Source organism: Streptomyces sp. NBC_00989, assembly GCF_045162655.1.
Classification (GTDB): domain Bacteria; phylum Actinomycetota; class Actinomycetes; order Streptomycetales; family Streptomycetaceae; genus Streptomyces.
The window spans coordinates 8,559,591-8,574,246 of record NZ_CP108728.1 but is presented as its reverse complement, the minus strand read 5'-3'; the positions used below and the strand labels follow the sequence as shown (position 1 = coordinate 8,574,246).

At 71.2% G+C, this 14,656-nt stretch carries 11 protein-coding genes; 6 read left to right on the top strand and 5 right to left on the bottom strand.

Annotated features, from left to right (window positions below; translation table 11 throughout):
• Window positions 1-6: 6 nt before the first annotated feature.
• The 3 genes from OG714_RS38445 to OG714_RS38435 all read right to left on the bottom strand — a co-directional run bounded on the left by OG714_RS38445 (window position 7) and on the right by OG714_RS38435 (window position 5,642).
• Entirely contained in the window at window positions 7-678 is a 672-nt protein-coding gene (locus tag OG714_RS38445; protein ID WP_406128049.1) for a response regulator, read from the bottom strand.
• Window positions 679-1,151: 473 nt separating this feature from the next.
• A complete protein-coding gene (locus OG714_RS38440; RefSeq protein WP_406132096.1) occupies window positions 1,152-3,782 on the bottom strand; it encodes a PAS domain S-box protein in 2,631 nt (876 codons plus the stop codon).
• A 462-nt stretch (window positions 3,783-4,244) separates the two neighbouring features.
• Window positions 4,245-5,642 (bottom strand): ABC transporter substrate-binding protein, encoded by a 1,398-nt coding sequence (locus OG714_RS38435; protein WP_406128047.1) that lies wholly within the window; start codon window positions 5,640-5,642, stop codon window positions 4,245-4,247.
• Between the two features lie 173 nt (window positions 5,643-5,815).
• Between OG714_RS38435 and OG714_RS38430 the strand changes: the two genes are divergently transcribed.
• On the top strand, window positions 5,816-6,187 hold the full coding sequence (locus OG714_RS38430; protein WP_406128046.1) for a response regulator: 372 nt from the start codon (window positions 5,816-5,818) through the stop codon (window positions 6,185-6,187).
• 213 nt (window positions 6,188-6,400) lie between these two features.
• Window positions 6,401-7,348, top strand: coding sequence for a hypothetical protein (locus OG714_RS38425; protein WP_406128045.1), 948 nt, complete (start codon window positions 6,401-6,403; stop codon window positions 7,346-7,348).
• A 27-nt stretch (window positions 7,349-7,375) separates the two neighbouring features.
• Here the strand turns inward: OG714_RS38425 and OG714_RS38420 are convergent, their stop codons facing one another.
• On the bottom strand, window positions 7,376-7,798 hold the full coding sequence (locus OG714_RS38420; RefSeq protein ID WP_406128044.1) for a Rieske 2Fe-2S domain-containing protein: 423 nt from the start codon (window positions 7,796-7,798) through the stop codon (window positions 7,376-7,378).
• Between the two features lie 222 nt (window positions 7,799-8,020).
• Between OG714_RS38420 and OG714_RS38415 the strand changes: the two genes are divergently transcribed.
• Both OG714_RS38415 and OG714_RS38410 read left to right on the top strand, forming a co-directional pair.
• A complete protein-coding gene (locus OG714_RS38415; protein ID WP_406128042.1) occupies window positions 8,021-9,070 on the top strand; it encodes a LacI family DNA-binding transcriptional regulator in 1,050 nt (349 codons plus the stop codon).
• Window positions 9,067-9,978 carry a carbohydrate kinase gene (locus tag OG714_RS38410; RefSeq protein ID WP_406128041.1) on the top strand — a complete coding sequence of 304 codons (912 nt, stop codon included), beginning with the start codon at window positions 9,067-9,069 and terminating at the stop codon, window positions 9,976-9,978. The genes OG714_RS38415 and OG714_RS38410 overlap by 4 nt, the downstream gene beginning before the upstream one ends.
• A 100-nt stretch (window positions 9,979-10,078) precedes the next feature.
• Here the strand turns inward: OG714_RS38410 and uvrA are convergent, their stop codons facing one another.
• Window positions 10,079-13,078 carry an excinuclease ABC subunit UvrA gene (gene uvrA / locus OG714_RS38405; protein WP_406128039.1) on the bottom strand — a complete coding sequence of 1,000 codons (3,000 nt, stop codon included), beginning with the start codon at window positions 13,076-13,078 and terminating at the stop codon, window positions 10,079-10,081.
• Window positions 13,079-13,303: 225 nt separating this feature from the next.
• On the opposite strand from uvrA, the gene OG714_RS38400 reads away from it, so the two are divergent.
• Together OG714_RS38400 and OG714_RS38395 are read left to right on the top strand one after the other, a co-directional pair.
• Window positions 13,304-13,990 (top strand): maleylpyruvate isomerase family mycothiol-dependent enzyme, encoded by a 687-nt coding sequence (locus tag OG714_RS38400; RefSeq protein ID WP_406128037.1) that lies wholly within the window; start codon window positions 13,304-13,306, stop codon window positions 13,988-13,990.
• Window positions 13,991-14,000: 10 nt separating this feature from the next.
• Window positions 14,001-14,651 carry an MBL fold metallo-hydrolase gene (locus OG714_RS38395; protein WP_406128035.1) on the top strand — a complete coding sequence of 217 codons (651 nt, stop codon included), beginning with the start codon at window positions 14,001-14,003 and terminating at the stop codon, window positions 14,649-14,651.
• Window positions 14,652-14,656 lie beyond the last annotated feature (5 nt).

Genomic DNA, 14,656 nt, shown 5'->3' with positions numbered 1-14,656 from the left:
GAACTCCTACCTGGACTCCAGAAACGTGAGAACCGCCAGGACACGGCGGTGGTCGTCCGCGGCTTCCGGAAGGCGGAGTTTGCCCAGGATGCTGCGGACGTGTTTCTCGACGGTGCCCTCGGTGACCCACAGCCGGCGGCCGATGCCGGCGTTGGAGCGGCCCTCCGCCATCAGCGCCAGGACCTCGCGCTCGCGGGTGCTGAGGAAGGACAGCGGGTCGTCGCGCCGCTGCGCCGAGAACAGCTCGTGCACCAGGGAGGGGTCGACGACGGAGCCGCCCTTGTGGATGCGGTCGAGGGCCTCGACGAACTCGTCGACGACCGTGATCCGGCTCTTGAGGAGATACCCGACCTTGTGCCCGCCGGCCAGCAGCTCCAGTGCCTCCTCGACCTCGACAAACGCGGACAGCACGAGGATGCCGGTGTCGGGGTGGCGCTCACGGATCGTCCGGGCCGCCTTCAGACCCTCGGTGGAGTGGTCGGGCGGCATCCTGATGTCGACGATCGCGAGGTCGGGCCGCTCGGCGTCGACCAGTTCCAGGAGCCGTACCGCGTCACCGGCCTGGCCCGCCACCTCGTAGCCCAGCCGTTCGCACAGGCTCGCGAGGCCCTCCCTGAGCAGGACGTCGTCGTCGGCGAGGACGACCCGTCCCCGCGCGGTCTGCTGCGATGCGTCCATCGTCCCGGCTCCCCCTGCCCGACCAGTGCGGTGCGCCAGGCACAGCCTGCCGGACCGGGTCGGGTACGGCTAGCGGGTAAGGGAATTGGGGGGTGGCCGTGACGACACGGGACCGAGTGCGAGCGATTCTCGTAGCAGTGCGGATACGGGCGGACCGGTCAGCCGGGCGAGAGGCGACAGGCCCCCGGCCGGAACGTCGGAAGGGCTGCGGGAGATGCGGCGGACACGGGCGGACGGACGACGGCGGTCGGTCCGTGTCCGCCTGTACGAGGACGACACGCGCTCCTTGAAGGATCTCCTGGACCCGCGGGACCCCGACGTGGTCCGCGCCAAGCGCATACGTGCCGGAACCTCGGAGCACCCCTAGAGCCGGACGGCTGCCTCTCCGTCCGAGAAGACCGCCCGAGGCGTACGCGACGTCACCGGGTCCACGGCTCCCCCGACCTGGACCCCATCGCGTACGCCTCGGGCGGTCACCCCTCCGTCCGGGGAAGCGGCAGTCGTACGGTGAGGGTCGTGCCCTCCCCCGGTGGGCTGGCGACGCGCAGCTTGCCGCCGATCGCCTCGACGCGGTCGACGAGTCCGATGAGCCCGGAGCCGTGCCCGAGGTCGGCGCCGCCCACTCCGTCGTCGGCGATCGTCACCTCCAGGACGTCGTCCTCGACCCGCGCCGACACCGCCACGAAGCTCGCGCGCGCGTGCTTGACGGCGTTGGTGAGGCACTCGGAGGTCACGTAGTAGACGGCGACCTCGATCCCCTCCGGGAGACGGCCTGCGGGCAGCCGCAGGTCGAGTTCCACGGGTACGGCTGAGCGGCGGGCCAGCGCGCGCAGGGCCGGGCCCAGGCCACCCTTGGAGAGGATCGCGGGGTGGATGCCGCGCGCGACCTGCAACAGGTCGGCGAAGGCGCCGTCCAGGCCCTTGGCGATGTGTTCCAGCTGCTCGGCGAGTTCCTCCGGCTGTTCGTCCAGCATCGACTGGGCCATTCTCAGGTCGAGTTGGAGCGAGACGAGCCGCTGTTGGACGCCGTCGTGCAGATCGCGTTCGATACGGCGTCTGGAGGCGTCCCCGGCGGCCACCACGCGCGCGCGTGACGCTGTGAGCTGGTCGCGGCTGTCGGCGTTGGCGAGGGCGGTGGCGACGAGTTCGGTGAAGTCGGCGAGCCGGGACTCGGTGCCCGGGGGCAGCGGTTCGGTGCCGGCGGCGGCCGCGACGACGGCACCCCACAGCCGGTCGTCCACGACGATGGGGGCGCCCACCGAGCAACCCACGCGCGCGGGGCGGGCGGTGCGCGCCACCTCCGCCGCGGCGGCCGTCTCGGCGTCGGCGGCGGGCCCGCGGGCGGAGCCGAGGACGGTGGCGGTTCCGTCGGCGCCGTAGCGCAGGACCGCGGCGGAGCCGCTGCTCAGGACCTTGCCCACCTGGTCGGCGACCTCGGAGAACACCTCGTGCGGTGGCACCCCGCGTGCGACGAGGGTGGCGACCCGGCGCAGCGCGGTCTGTTCACGGGCGGCGCGGCGGCTCTCGGTGACGTCGCGCGCGGCGGCGTAGATCAGGCCCTCCCCGGTGACCGGGCGGGCACTCCACTGGAGCCAGCGTTCGGTGCCGTCGTCCCGGACGAAGCGGTTCTCGAACTCGGCCAGTTCGACGCCGCTCGCCAGCCGGTCGAGGACGGCACGCGTGCGTGCCCGGTCCTCCGGGTGCACGAACTCCAGCCAGGGTCTGCCCAGGAGTGCGTCGGCGGCGTGGCCGAGGGTCCGCTCGAAAGCGGGGTTCACGCGCTTGAAGTAGCCGTCGAGTCCGGCGATGCACAACAGGTCGAGGGAGAGGTGGAAGATGCTCGCCAGCTCCTGCTCAGCCTTGTCGCGCCGCCCGTGGGCGGCGGCGAAGGACGCCATGGTGCCGTTCATGCCGCCGAGCAGCTGTGCCCAGGTCCCCTCGAACGCGGCGACGTGCGCGCGGTGGCCGAGCCGGTTGTCGTCGATCGCCGTGTTCATGGTGTTGATCTCGCCGGCGAGCCGTTCGGTGGTGACCCGCAGTTCGCGGAACGTGTCGGCGACGGCGCCGAGTTCGTCCCGGCCCGCGTACCGGATGTCGTACGACAGGTCCCCCTCGGACAGCGCCCGGGCGCCCGCGGAGACCTCGCTGAGCGGGCGGGTGATCGACAGCCGCAGGGCCAGCGCGAGGACGGTGACGACGGCCAGGACGGCCAGCGACACGCTGAGGTCGCGTGCCTCACGCGTGCGTGCGGTGTCGAGATCGTGCGCGGCGGCGTCGCCCAGCTCGGCGGCCGCCTGGTGCTGGATGACGCGCAGTGCCTCGATGCGCTGCGTCGACGCGGTCAGCCAACCGGCGTACGTGGGCCAGGTGTTCCGCGAGGCGTGCGGGTCGGCGAGGGTCTCGCGGGTCTTGCGGACGACGAGGCCCGGGTGCTGGAGGAGCGTGACGTAGAGCCTGCCCTTGAGGCCGGCGGGCGCGGTCCGGCCGAAGTCGTCCAGGAGCGCCTTCTCCAGGGCCGACCAGCGGTCCGCGGCGGTGGCGTGCGGGGCCTCGGGGGTGTCGAACAGCACGGCCAGTCCGGTGCGTTCGCGTTCGGCGGCCTCGATGGCGTTCAGGAGCGCGATGTGGGCGTCGGCCGCCTGCCCGGAGGTGCGGGTCGGCCGGCCGGACTCCAGGGTGGCGGCCAGTTCCAGGAGGTCGTCCTCGATCGTGTCGTACTGGGCGGCGAGTTGGGGCGCGGTGAGCGAGCCGGTCCCCAACTGGAGCCGTAGGGCGTGCAGTTGACGGTTGCGCGCTTCGAGGCGGCCCGGTACGTCGGGCGGACCGGGCCGGCCGGCCGCGTCCAGGAGAGCCGCGTCCAGGGCCTCGTCGGTGGCGTGCTGTGTGCTGGAGCGCTCCTTCAGGGTCGCCGGTCCGGGACGCAGCCGGGCCTGCACGGCGGCGATGCGTTCCCTGGCGATGGCGTCGGTCAGCGCGGTGGTACGGAACGACAGCGCGGTCGCCGTACGGAAGTCCCGCATCGTCTGTGCCTCGCGCCACTGGGTGAGGGCGCCGAACACGGTGAACGCCAGCATGCCGGTCACCGGGAGCAGCACCAGGAGCATCAGCTTGTGCCCGACGCGCAGCCGGGCGAGGAAGGGGACGCGAAGGGCGGCGGAGGGCCGCGGGCGCCGACGGCGGGTGCCGCGCGGGGCGGGGCGGTCGGAGCGCGGGCTGCGCAGCTCAGGGAGCGCGGTGGGCGCGGCGGGCACGGAGAGGTCGGGCTCGGGGCGGAGCCCGGCGAGCACCCTACGGAGCGGGCCCGGGGACAAGGGGCGACGCACGGCGGGCTCTCAGCGGCCGGCGGGCGGGGAGGATCGATGGTGGTCGGTCACGTGCCCAGCCTGCCCCCAACCGGCCATGATCGTCAGGGCCTTGGGGAGGACGGGTCCTTCGAAGAGGACGGCTCCCTCGAAATCAGGCACACGCGCGTGGGACCCATATCGGGCACACACACGCGTAGTGCCGGCGTCGGGCACACACGCGTAGGACCCATGGCGGGCACGCGCGCGTGGCGCCCGCTCTCGCTACCTGCTCGGTGGATAGCCGTCGTGCGCCGCGAGGTCCTCGTCGATCTTCCTGGCGGCCTCGTCGAGGGTGCTCTTGACCGGCGCCCGATTGAAGATGATCTTCGCGAAGGCCCGGGAGAACGCGTCGGTGATCGCCGGGTAGGCGGGCGTCTGCGGCCTGGGGCGGGCGACTCCGTCCCGGAGCTGCTCGATGAAGAGGTGCTCGGGGCCGCCGGGCGCGTACTGCGGCGAGAGCTCGATCGCGCTCTCGGTGGCCGGGATCGCCCCGTTGGCAACGGTCATCCGGTGCACCTGGGCGGGCTGGAGCAGGAAGGACAGGAAGCGCCAGACGGCGTCGCCGTCCGCGTCGCCCGCCGGGACGCCCCACTGGAAGGAGCCCATGCCGGTGACGGTGCCCTGGCCGAAGTCGGGCAGCGGGACGATCGCGACGTCCCCGGGGAAGGCCTTGTTGAATTCCGGATAGGTCCAGTGCCCGCACCAGGAGATCGCGCTGCGGCCGCCGACGAACGCCTTGTCGTCCTTGACCATGTCGATGAGCCCCGCCTTGGCCCAGTTCTGCATGTCGGTGAGCGCCTCGACCGAACCGGGGCCGTTCACATAGCCGTCGGCGGTGCGGAAGGTCTTCGGCTCGATCAGGTCGCCGCCCGCCGACCACACCGCGGGCGCGAAGCCGTACGTGTTCCACTCCTGGCCCGGCTGCGAGTAGACGAGCCGCAGGTCGAGGGGGGCCTTGTAGCCCTGGGTGCGCAACGTGCGCAGGATGCCCGTCAGTTCAGTGGCCGTCCAGGCGTCCTCGGGGCCGGCCGGGAGGCGGATCCCGGCCTTCTTCATGACGGACTTGCGCACATACAGGCCCATGCCCGAGTCGAAGGTGCCGATGCCCCACAACCTGCCCGCGTAGGTGCCCTGTTGGCGGATCGTCGGCAACAGGTCGGCACGGACGCTCGCGGGCACACAGGAGTCGATCGGCCGGAGCTTGCCCGACCATGCGTAGCTGTAGAGGTTGGGCCCGTCGAAGTCGAGGAGGTCGGGGAGGTCGCCGCTGGCCGCCGCCGACAGCACCAGGTCGGTGTAGACGCGGTTCTCCGGGAGGGTGACCAGCTCGACGCGCACCTGGTTCTGCGCCTTGTTGAAGTCCCTCACCTGGTTCCGCAGCGTGGTGAGCTCGCCGCTCGGGCCCGCGTGGAACCACACCGTGATGTGCGCGGTGCCGTGGATCTTCCCGTCGCAAGTGGTGTCCTTCGGGGACGCACTCGCCCCCTTGGCGTCGCTCCCGCCGCCGTCGCACGCGGCCAGCAGCAGGGCCGCGCACACCACCCAGGGGACCAAGGTCCCCCGGACCCGGCGGACCCTGCGGATGCCGGGCCACGCGCGCGTGGCGCTCGTTCCGTTCATGGCACACCCCCCACTCGACCGGACGACGTGGTCTCCCCAGGGCGCCGCCATGCTACCGCCCGTCGCGTCCCCATCGCCCTGCGTGCACGAGAACCTCCGTTCACGGCACGGGACTTCAGCTCTTTCCGGCTAGCTGGAAGGCGCGACCGACCACCGGTTGGCAAGCTGGGCACATGTCGCTGCGCTGCCTCCTCGTCGACGACAGCGCCCGGTTCCTGGAGGCGGCTCGCGCCCTGCTGGAACGTGGCGGGGTGGAAGTCGTCGGCATCGCCTCGACGGGCGCGGACGCCGTCTCCCAGGCCCGGGAGACGGCCCCCGACGTCGTCCTGGTCGACCTCGACCTCGACGGCGAGAACGGCTTCGACGTCGCGCGCCGACTGGTGGGCGACGTACCGGCGGTGATCCTCATCTCGACCCACTCCCGGGAGGACTTCCAGGAACTCATCGCGGCCAGCCCCGCACACGGCTTCCTCCACAAGTCGGCCGTGTCCGCACGGGCGATCAGGGACGTGCTGGGCGCCGACGGGCCGCCCGCACCGCGGTGAGCGCACCCACCGCGACCCGGCCAAGTCACATATGCCTGATGGACGACAGGTGTTGTCGGGACTTGGTCAACACGCTTCAATGCGGGGGAACTCGGGGCGTGAACGAGGGCGTACGGATGTGAAGACCTTTCTCCGGCGCCGACGGGGGCCCCGAAGCAACTCGCGTGAACGGCCTGACCAGCCGTTGTGAACATTCACAGAAAGGGCCCCTGCATGCCGCACGCCACACAGCAGGCGGACGTCGCCACAGCGGAACTGGACTCGGCCCTGCGCGGCGGCCCCTTCCACGTCGCGCTGCGCGCCGCCATCGCCGCCCGCGGACTGCCGCTGCAACGCGTCCAGCACCACCTGACGCGCTACGGGGTCAAGGTCGGTGTCACCAGCCTGAGTTACTGGCAGCAGGGTGCCCGCCGCCCGCAGCGCCCCGAGTCGCTGCGCGCCGTACGGGCGCTGGAGGAGATCCTCCAGCTCCCGGAGGAGTCCCTGATCCGGCTGCTCGCCGAGGCCGAGGAACGCACCGTGGCACAGCGCCCGGCGGCCCGCTCGTACCGCTCCTTCGTCGAGGCCTCCGGCGTCCTGGAACAGCTGCTGGCCGAGCTGGAGTCCACGCTCGACAGCGGGCTGCACACCCTGGGGCACCACGAGCGCGTGCGCATCGGGCCGCACCGCGAGCTGGTCGGCCGTGAGTCGCACCACATCGTCCGCGCCCACCGGGACGGCATCGACCGCTTCATAGCCGTCCACTACGGCGACCCGGGCTGCGCCCCGGACCGCATGACCGTGCACGCCCTGGAGAACTGCCGAACCGGCCGCGTCCGCCGCCACCACGAGACCGGCATGCTGGTCGCCGAGCTCCTCTTCGGCACCCGGTTGCGCTCCGGAGATACGTTCCTCTTCCGCTACGGCGTCGAGGACGGCACCGCCGGCGTCTCCCGCGAGTACGTCCGGGACTTCGGTATCGCGGGGGGCCAGTACGCGCTCCAGGTGAGCTTCGACGAGGACGTGCTGCCGGTGCGCTGCCACCGCTTCACCCAGCACTCGGCGGCGGCCCCGCGCAGCGGCCGCCAGGAACTGCGCCTGGCCGGAGGGCACCACTCGGTGCACCTCGTGGAGCCGCGGATGCGGTCGGGGATCGTGGGAATCGGCTGGGACTGGGAGTGAGCCTCCGGGGCCCGGACGCCACGGGGATCAGGTGGCCGGCCCCGCGACGATCTTCCCGTTCTCGGCCGTCACCTTCAGCTCGTGCAACGGCTCGGTGGCCGGGGACTGCACCACCTTGCCGGTCATGGCGTCGAACTGGCTGCCGTGGCACGGGCAGATGAGCGTCGTACCGTCCAACTTGTTGATGGGGCACTGCGCGTGCGTGCAGATCGTGCTGTACGCCTTGAGGGTGCCGTTCGCCGCCCGGCTGACGACCACGTTCTGATCGCGGTACAGCTTGGCGCTCCCCTTGGCGACCTCGCTCTCCGCGCCGAGCTCCACGGGCGCGGTCGGGGTCGCTGAAGCCCCTGAGCCACCGCCCGAGCAGGCGGCGAGGCCGAGCCCGGCGACGGGCGTGAGGGCCGCTCCGCGCAGGACGGTACGACGGCTCGGAGCGGGGCGGCCGGGCATGCGGGTCTCCAGTTGTTCGCGCTGTTCAGGCTGTTCGGAGGTCGGTCCAGAGATCGGTCCAGGGCGACGATACTCGCGCGGTTCCGCCCGCTTTGAGGAGGGTTCACCGACCGGGCACTCACCGTACGTAAACGTTTGCGCAAGCGTTTACGTCGAGCGCCGGATGGGATACGTTCCCGCCCAGAAGGCCCAGCGCACGCACCTCGGGGAGGGGGATCCGCGATGGCCACCATGGTCGACGTCGCTCGGAGCGCCGGTGTGTCCGTCGCGACCGTCTCGCACGTCCTGAACGACACCCGTCCGGTGCTGCCCGGCACCCGGCAGGCCGTGCTGACCGCGATCGAGGAACTGGGCTACACCCCCAACACCCTCGCCCGCTCGCTGGTCACGTCCCGCACCCGCTCCATCGGCCTCGCGGTGTCGGCGATCAGCAACCCGTACTTCACGGAGATCCTCCAAGGCGTCGAGGCCGGCGCCCTGGAACAGGGCTACAGCCTGCTCATCGCCGATCCGCACGACGACCCGGAGCACGAGCGCAAGGTCGTCCAACTCCTGCACGAGCGCCGGGTGGACGGCATGATCGTCGCCCCGTCGGCGGCCCCGGACGCCCTGGTCGCCTACCTGGGCCGGCACTCCGTACCGACGGTGTTCCTGGACCGGGTGGTCGAGGCGCCCTCGGACGACACGCCTCCCGTCGACCAGGTGTGCGCCGAGAACGTCGAGCCGATGGCCCATCTCGTCACCCACCTCGCCGGACTCGGCCACCGCCGCATCGGCCTCGTCGCGGGCCTGCCCGGGCTCAGCACCACCCGCGAACGGATCACCGGATACCGCCACGGCCTCGCCGCCGCCGGACTCCCTTACGACGAGCGGCTGTTGACGCACGGCGACTCCGAGTCGGCCGCCGCCGAGCGGGCCACCGAGAAGCTGCTGTCCCGCGCCGCCCCGCCCACGGCCCTGGTCACCGCCAACAACGCGATGACGATCGGCGCCCTGCGCGCCCTGCGCGAGCGCGGTCTGTCCGTCCCCCGCGACCTCGCGCTGTGCTGCTTCGACGACTTCGCCTGGGCGGACCTCTTCGAGCCCCGGCTGACCGCGATCGCCCAGCCCAGCAGGGAGATCGGCGCCCAGGCCGTACGGCTGCTGCTGGACCGGCTCGCCGCGCCGGACCGGCCCGCCCGCGTCCTGCGCCTGCCCTGCACCTTCGTCCACCGCACCTCCTGTGGCTGCCCTGACCAGCCCGAGAAGTCCAAGGAAGGAACCGCCTCGTGATCGTCGTAGCCGGTGAGGCCCTCATCGACCTGGTGCCGCAGGGCACGGGAGCCCTCGCCGCCCTGAAGCCGGCGCTCGGCGGCGGCCCGTACAACACCGCCGTCGCCCTCGGCCGCCTCGGCTCCCCCACCGCGTTCTGCTCCCGCGTCTCCCACGACGCGTTCGGCGAGTCCCTGCTCGCCGGGCTGCGGCAGGCCGACGTGGACGTCCTGGACGTGCAGCGCGGCCCGGAGCCGACCACCCTCGCGGTCGCCACGCTCGACGCGCACGGCTCGGCCACGTACTCCTTCTACGTCGAGGGCACCGCCGACCGGCTCTTCTCCGTGCCCGCGGCGCTGCCCGCCGAGACCGAGGCGGTGTCCTTCGGCACCTGTTCGCTCGTCCTGGAGCCGGGCGCGAGTGCCTACGAGGAACTGATGCGGACCGCGTTCGCGCAGGGCGTGTTCACCCTGCTCGACCCGAACATCCGGGCTGGCCTGATCCCCGACGCGGACGCCTACCGGGCGCGTTTCAAGAGCTGGCTGCCGTACGTGTCGCTCCTCAAGCTGTCCGAGGAGGACGCGCTGTGGCTGGGCGGCACCCCGCGCGAGTGGCTGGACGCCGGTCCCTCGGCCGTCGTGATCACCCAGGGCGGCGACGGCCTCGCCGCGTTCACCCAGGACGGCACGGTGTACCCGGTGCCGGGCGAGAAGGTCGACGTCGTGGACACGATCGGCGCCGGCGACACCGTCAACGCGGCGCTGCTGCACGGCCTGTCCCGGCGGAACGCGCTGTCGGCGGAGGGGATGGCCGTCCTGGGCCGCGACGGCTGGACCCAGCTGCTGAAGTTCGCGGCGCGGGCAGCGGCGATCACATGCTCACGGGCGGGGGCTGAACCGCCGTACGCCTCTGAACTGGGCGTCCTGTAGCGGGTGTTCGGCGGTGGCGGGCCGATCGCGCCACCAAGTGCGGCGCCCTGCGGGGAAGTTCCCGCAGGGCGCCGCGTTCGTGTTTCTTGCCGTGTGCCGGTCAGGCCTTGCGGGCTCGCGTCGCCTTCTTCGCGGGCGTGGCCTTCTTGGCGGCGGTGCTTGTCTTCGCCGCCGCCGTCTTTGCAGCGACCGTCTTGGCGGCTGTCTTCTTGGCGGCCACCTTGCGCGGGGCCTTCACCGGCGCCCCGTCGCTGATCCGGTCGGCGTCGAGGATCTCGCGCAGGAACTTGCCGGTGTGGCTGGCCCCTACCGCGGCGACCTGCTCCGGGGTGCCCTCGGCGATGACCAGACCGCCGCCCGCGCCGCCCTCGGGGCCCATGTCGACGACCCAGTCGGCGACCTTGATCACGTCGAGGTTGTGCTCGATGACGATGACCGTGTTGCCCTTGTCGACCAGGCCGCCGAGCACCGTGAGGAGCTTGCTGATGTCCTCGAAGTGCAGGCCGGTGGTGGGCTCGTCCAGGACGTAGACCGTACGGCCGGTGGAGCGGCGCTGGAGCTCGCTGGCGAGCTTGACGCGCTGGGCCTCGCCGCCGGACAGGGTGGTCGCGGACTGGCCGAGCCGGACGTAGCCGAGGCCGACGTCCTTGAGGGTGTTGAGGTGGCGGGCGATCCCGGGGACCGCCTCGAAGAACTCCGTGGCCTCCTCGATCGGCATGTTCAGGACGTCGGCGATGGACTTGCCCTTGTAGTGGACGTCCAGCGTCTCCCGGTTGTAGCGCGCGCCGTGGCACACCTCGCACGGGACGTAGACGTCCGGCAGGAAGTTCATCTCGATCTTGATGGTGCCGTCGCCCGCGCAGTTCTCGCAGCGGCCGCCCTTGACGTTGAAGGAGAAGCGGCCCGGCAGATAGCCCCGCACCTTCGCCTCGGTCGTCTCGGCGAACAGCTTGCGGACGTGGTCGAAGACTCCGGTGTACGTCGCCGGGTTGGACCGGGGGGTGCGGCCGATGGGCGACTGGTCGACGTGCACGACCTTGTCGACGAGGTCGTCGCCGTCCACGCGCGTGTGCCGCCCCGGCACGCTCCTCGCGCCGTTCAGCTCGCGGGCCAGGTGCGTGTACAGGATGTCGTTGACCAGGGTCGACTTGCCGGAGCCGGAGACGCCGGTGACCGCGGTGAACACGCCCAGGGGGAACGAGACGTCGATGTCCTGGAGGTTGTTCTCCCGGGCGCCGTGCACCGTGAGCTGTCGGGAGAGGTCGCGCGGGCGCCGGATGTCGGGCAGCGGGATGGCCTTCTTGCCGGACAGGTACTGCCCGGTCATCGACTCGTCGTTGGCGAGCAGCTCCTTCAGGGAGCCGCTGTGCACGACCTTGCCGCCGTGCTCGCCCGCGCCGGGGCCGATGTCGACGATCCAGTCGGCGACCTTGATGGTGTCCTCGTCGTGCTCGACGACGATGAGCGTGTTGCCCATGTCGCGCAGCCGGACCAGGGTCTCGATCAGCCGGTGGTTGTCGCGCTGGTGCAGGCCGATGGACGGCTCGTCGAGGACGTAGAGAACGCCTACGAGGCCGGAGCCGATCTGGGTGGCCAGGCGGATGCGCTGGGCCTCGCCGCCGGAGAGGGTGCCGGCCGCGCGGTTCAGCGAGAGGTAGTCGAGGCCGACGTCGACCAGGAAGCGCAGCCTCTCGTTGCACTCCTTCAGCACCCGCTCGGCGATCTTCTTGTCGCGGGCGTCGAGCTTCATCCCGCCCAGGAACTCCGCGCAGTCGCTGATGGACATCCCGGAGATCTCGGCGATCGACTTGTCCATGATCGTGACCGCGAGGACCACGGGCTTCAGGCGCGTGCCGTGACAGGTGGGACAGGGCACCTCGCGCATGTAGCCCTCGAAGCGCTCCCTGCTGGCGTCGCTCTCCGCCTCGCCGTGCCGCCGCTTGACGAAGGGCACGGCGCCTTCGAAGGGCGTCGTGTAGACCCGCTCGCGTCCGTACCTGTTCCGGTACCGGACCTCGATCTGCGTCTTGTGGCCGTACAGCAGGGCCTTCTTGGCGCGCTGCGGGAGGCCCGCGAAGGGGATGTCTGTGCGGAAGCCCAGCGCGTCCGCGAGGGCGCCGATGAGGCGGCTGAAGTAGTCCTTGGTGTGGCCGTGCGACCAGGGGTGGATGGCACCCTCGTCGAGCGACTTGTCCTCGTCCGGGACGATCAGCTCGGCGTCGACCTCCATGCGCGTGCCGATGCCGGAGCACTCGGGGCAGGCGCCGAAGGGCGAGTTGAAGGAGAAGGAGCGGGGCTCCAGCTCCTCGAAGGACAGGTCGTCGTACGGGCAGTACAGGTGCTCCGAGAACATGCGCTCGCGCTCGGGGTCGTCCTCGGGGAGGTCGACGAAGTCGAGCACGACCATGCCGCCGGACAGGCCGAGGGCGGTCTCCACGGAGTCGGTGAGACGGCGCTTGGCGGAGTCCTTCACCGTGAGGCGGTCGATGACCACCTCGATGGTGTGCTTCTCCTGCTTCTTCAGGACGGGCGGCTCGGAGAGCTGGATGGTCTCGCCGTCCACGCGCGCGCGGCTGTAGCCCTTGGTCTGGAGATCGGCGAACAGGTCGACGAACTCGCCCTTGCGCTCGCGCACCAGCGGCGACAGGACCTGGAAGCGGCTTCCCTCGGGCAGTGCCAGGACCTTGTCGACGACGGCCTGCGGCGACTGGCGCGAGATGGGCCGGCCGCACTCGGGGCAGTGCGGCTTGCCGATGCGCGCGAAGAGCAGACGCAGGTAGTCGTAGACCTCGGTGATGGTGCCGACCGTCGAGCGCGGGTTGCGCGAGGTCGACTTCTGGTCGATGGAGACGGCCGGGGAGAGACCCTCGATGAAGTCGACATCCGGCTTGTCCATCTGGCCGAGGAACTGGCGGGCGTACGAGGAGAGCGATTCCACGTAGCGCCGCTGACCCTCGGCGAAGATCGTGTCGAAGGCCAGGGAGGACTTGCCCGACCCGGACAGGCCCGTGAAAACGATGAGCGAGTCGCGTGGAAGGTCGAGCGAGACATTCTTCAGATTGTGCTCGCGCGCGCCACGGACGATGAGACGGTCGGCCACGCCGGTCCGCACCTTTCTTGAGAGAAGTGACAGGGGCGGGGCCCCCGTCGTTCTCAGACTAGGGGGAGCCACTGACAACGCCGGTCGGAATCCCGGCCGAGGCATAACAACCTCCGGCCTTCCAGCATGCCCGACGCCGCACCCGACGATATAGCACGTGCATTCGATTTACGGCACTGCTTCACCACCTTCACCCAAAGGTGTGGCGGGACTAGGGTCAGCAGCATGATTGATCACGCTCATGACCTGGCCTCTGTACGTGATGCGACCGAGCGAGTGCTCACCGCTGCCGCCGGACTGGACAACGCTTCCGTGGCCGAGCCGTCACGGCTTCCCGGCTGGAGCCGCGGCCACGTCCTCGCCCACCTCGCCCGGAACGCGGACGCCCTCGTGAACGTCCTGGAGGGCCGCCCCATGTACGCGACGGCGAGCGTCCGCGACTCCGACATCGAGCGCGACGCCCCTCGGCCCCTCGACGTCCAGCTCGCCGACGTGCGCGCGAGCGGGGCCCGTTTCCAGGACGCGGGTGCCGCTCCCGCGGACTGGTCACGCACCGTGGAGCTGCGCAACGGGGTCGTCGACTCCGCGTCCCGGATCCCGTTCCGGCGCTGGGTCGAGGTCGAGCTGCATCACGTGGACCTGGGGATCGGGTACGGACTGGAGGATCTGCCGGAGGAGTTCACCCAGCGGGAGATCGCCTTCCTGGTCGAGCGGTTCGACGGGCACCCGGATGTGCCGTCGGCACACCTCACCGACGGCACGCACGCGTGGAGCACGGGCCGGCCGGCCGACAAGCCCGAAGTCACCGTCACCGGAAGCCCCGTCGACCTCCTCGGCTGGCTCTGCGGACGCCGTGACGGGTCCGGCCTGACGGTGGACGGCGGCTCCTTGCCGTCGCTGCCCCCGCTATAGGGTGACCGCCATGACGTACAGCGGCGAGGTGACGGTCGGTGGACCGGCGGATGTGCACGAGCTCACGGACCTGATGATCACCAAGATCGCGGTCGGGCCCATGAACAACAACGCCTATCTGCTGCGCTGCCGGGCAACGGACGAGCAGCTGCTGATCGACGCGGCCAACGACGCGGAAACCCTGCTCGGCACGATCGGCGACGACGGCATCGCGTCCGTCGTCACCACCCACCAGCACGGCGACCACTGGCAGGCACTCGCCGAGGTCGTGACGGCCACGCGCCCGCGTACGTACGCGGGCCGCGAGGACGCCGACGGCATCCCCGTGCCGACCGATGTCCTGGTCGGCGACGGCGACACGATCCGCGTGGGGCAGGTCGAACTGACCGCGCGTCACCTCGTGGGCCATACGCCGGGCTCGATCGCGCTCGTCTACGACGACCCGCACGGGCACCCTCATGTGTTCACCGGGGACTGCCTGTTCCCGGGCGGGCCTGGCCGGACAACACGACCCGAGGACTTTCAAAGCCTGATGAGTGGGCTCGAGGAGAAGGTGTTCACCCTGCCAGATGAGACCTGGATCTACCCCGGGCACGGCAACGACAGCACCCTCGGAGCGGAACGCCCGCACATTCAGGAGTGGTGGGCTCGGGGCTGGTAGTCGCA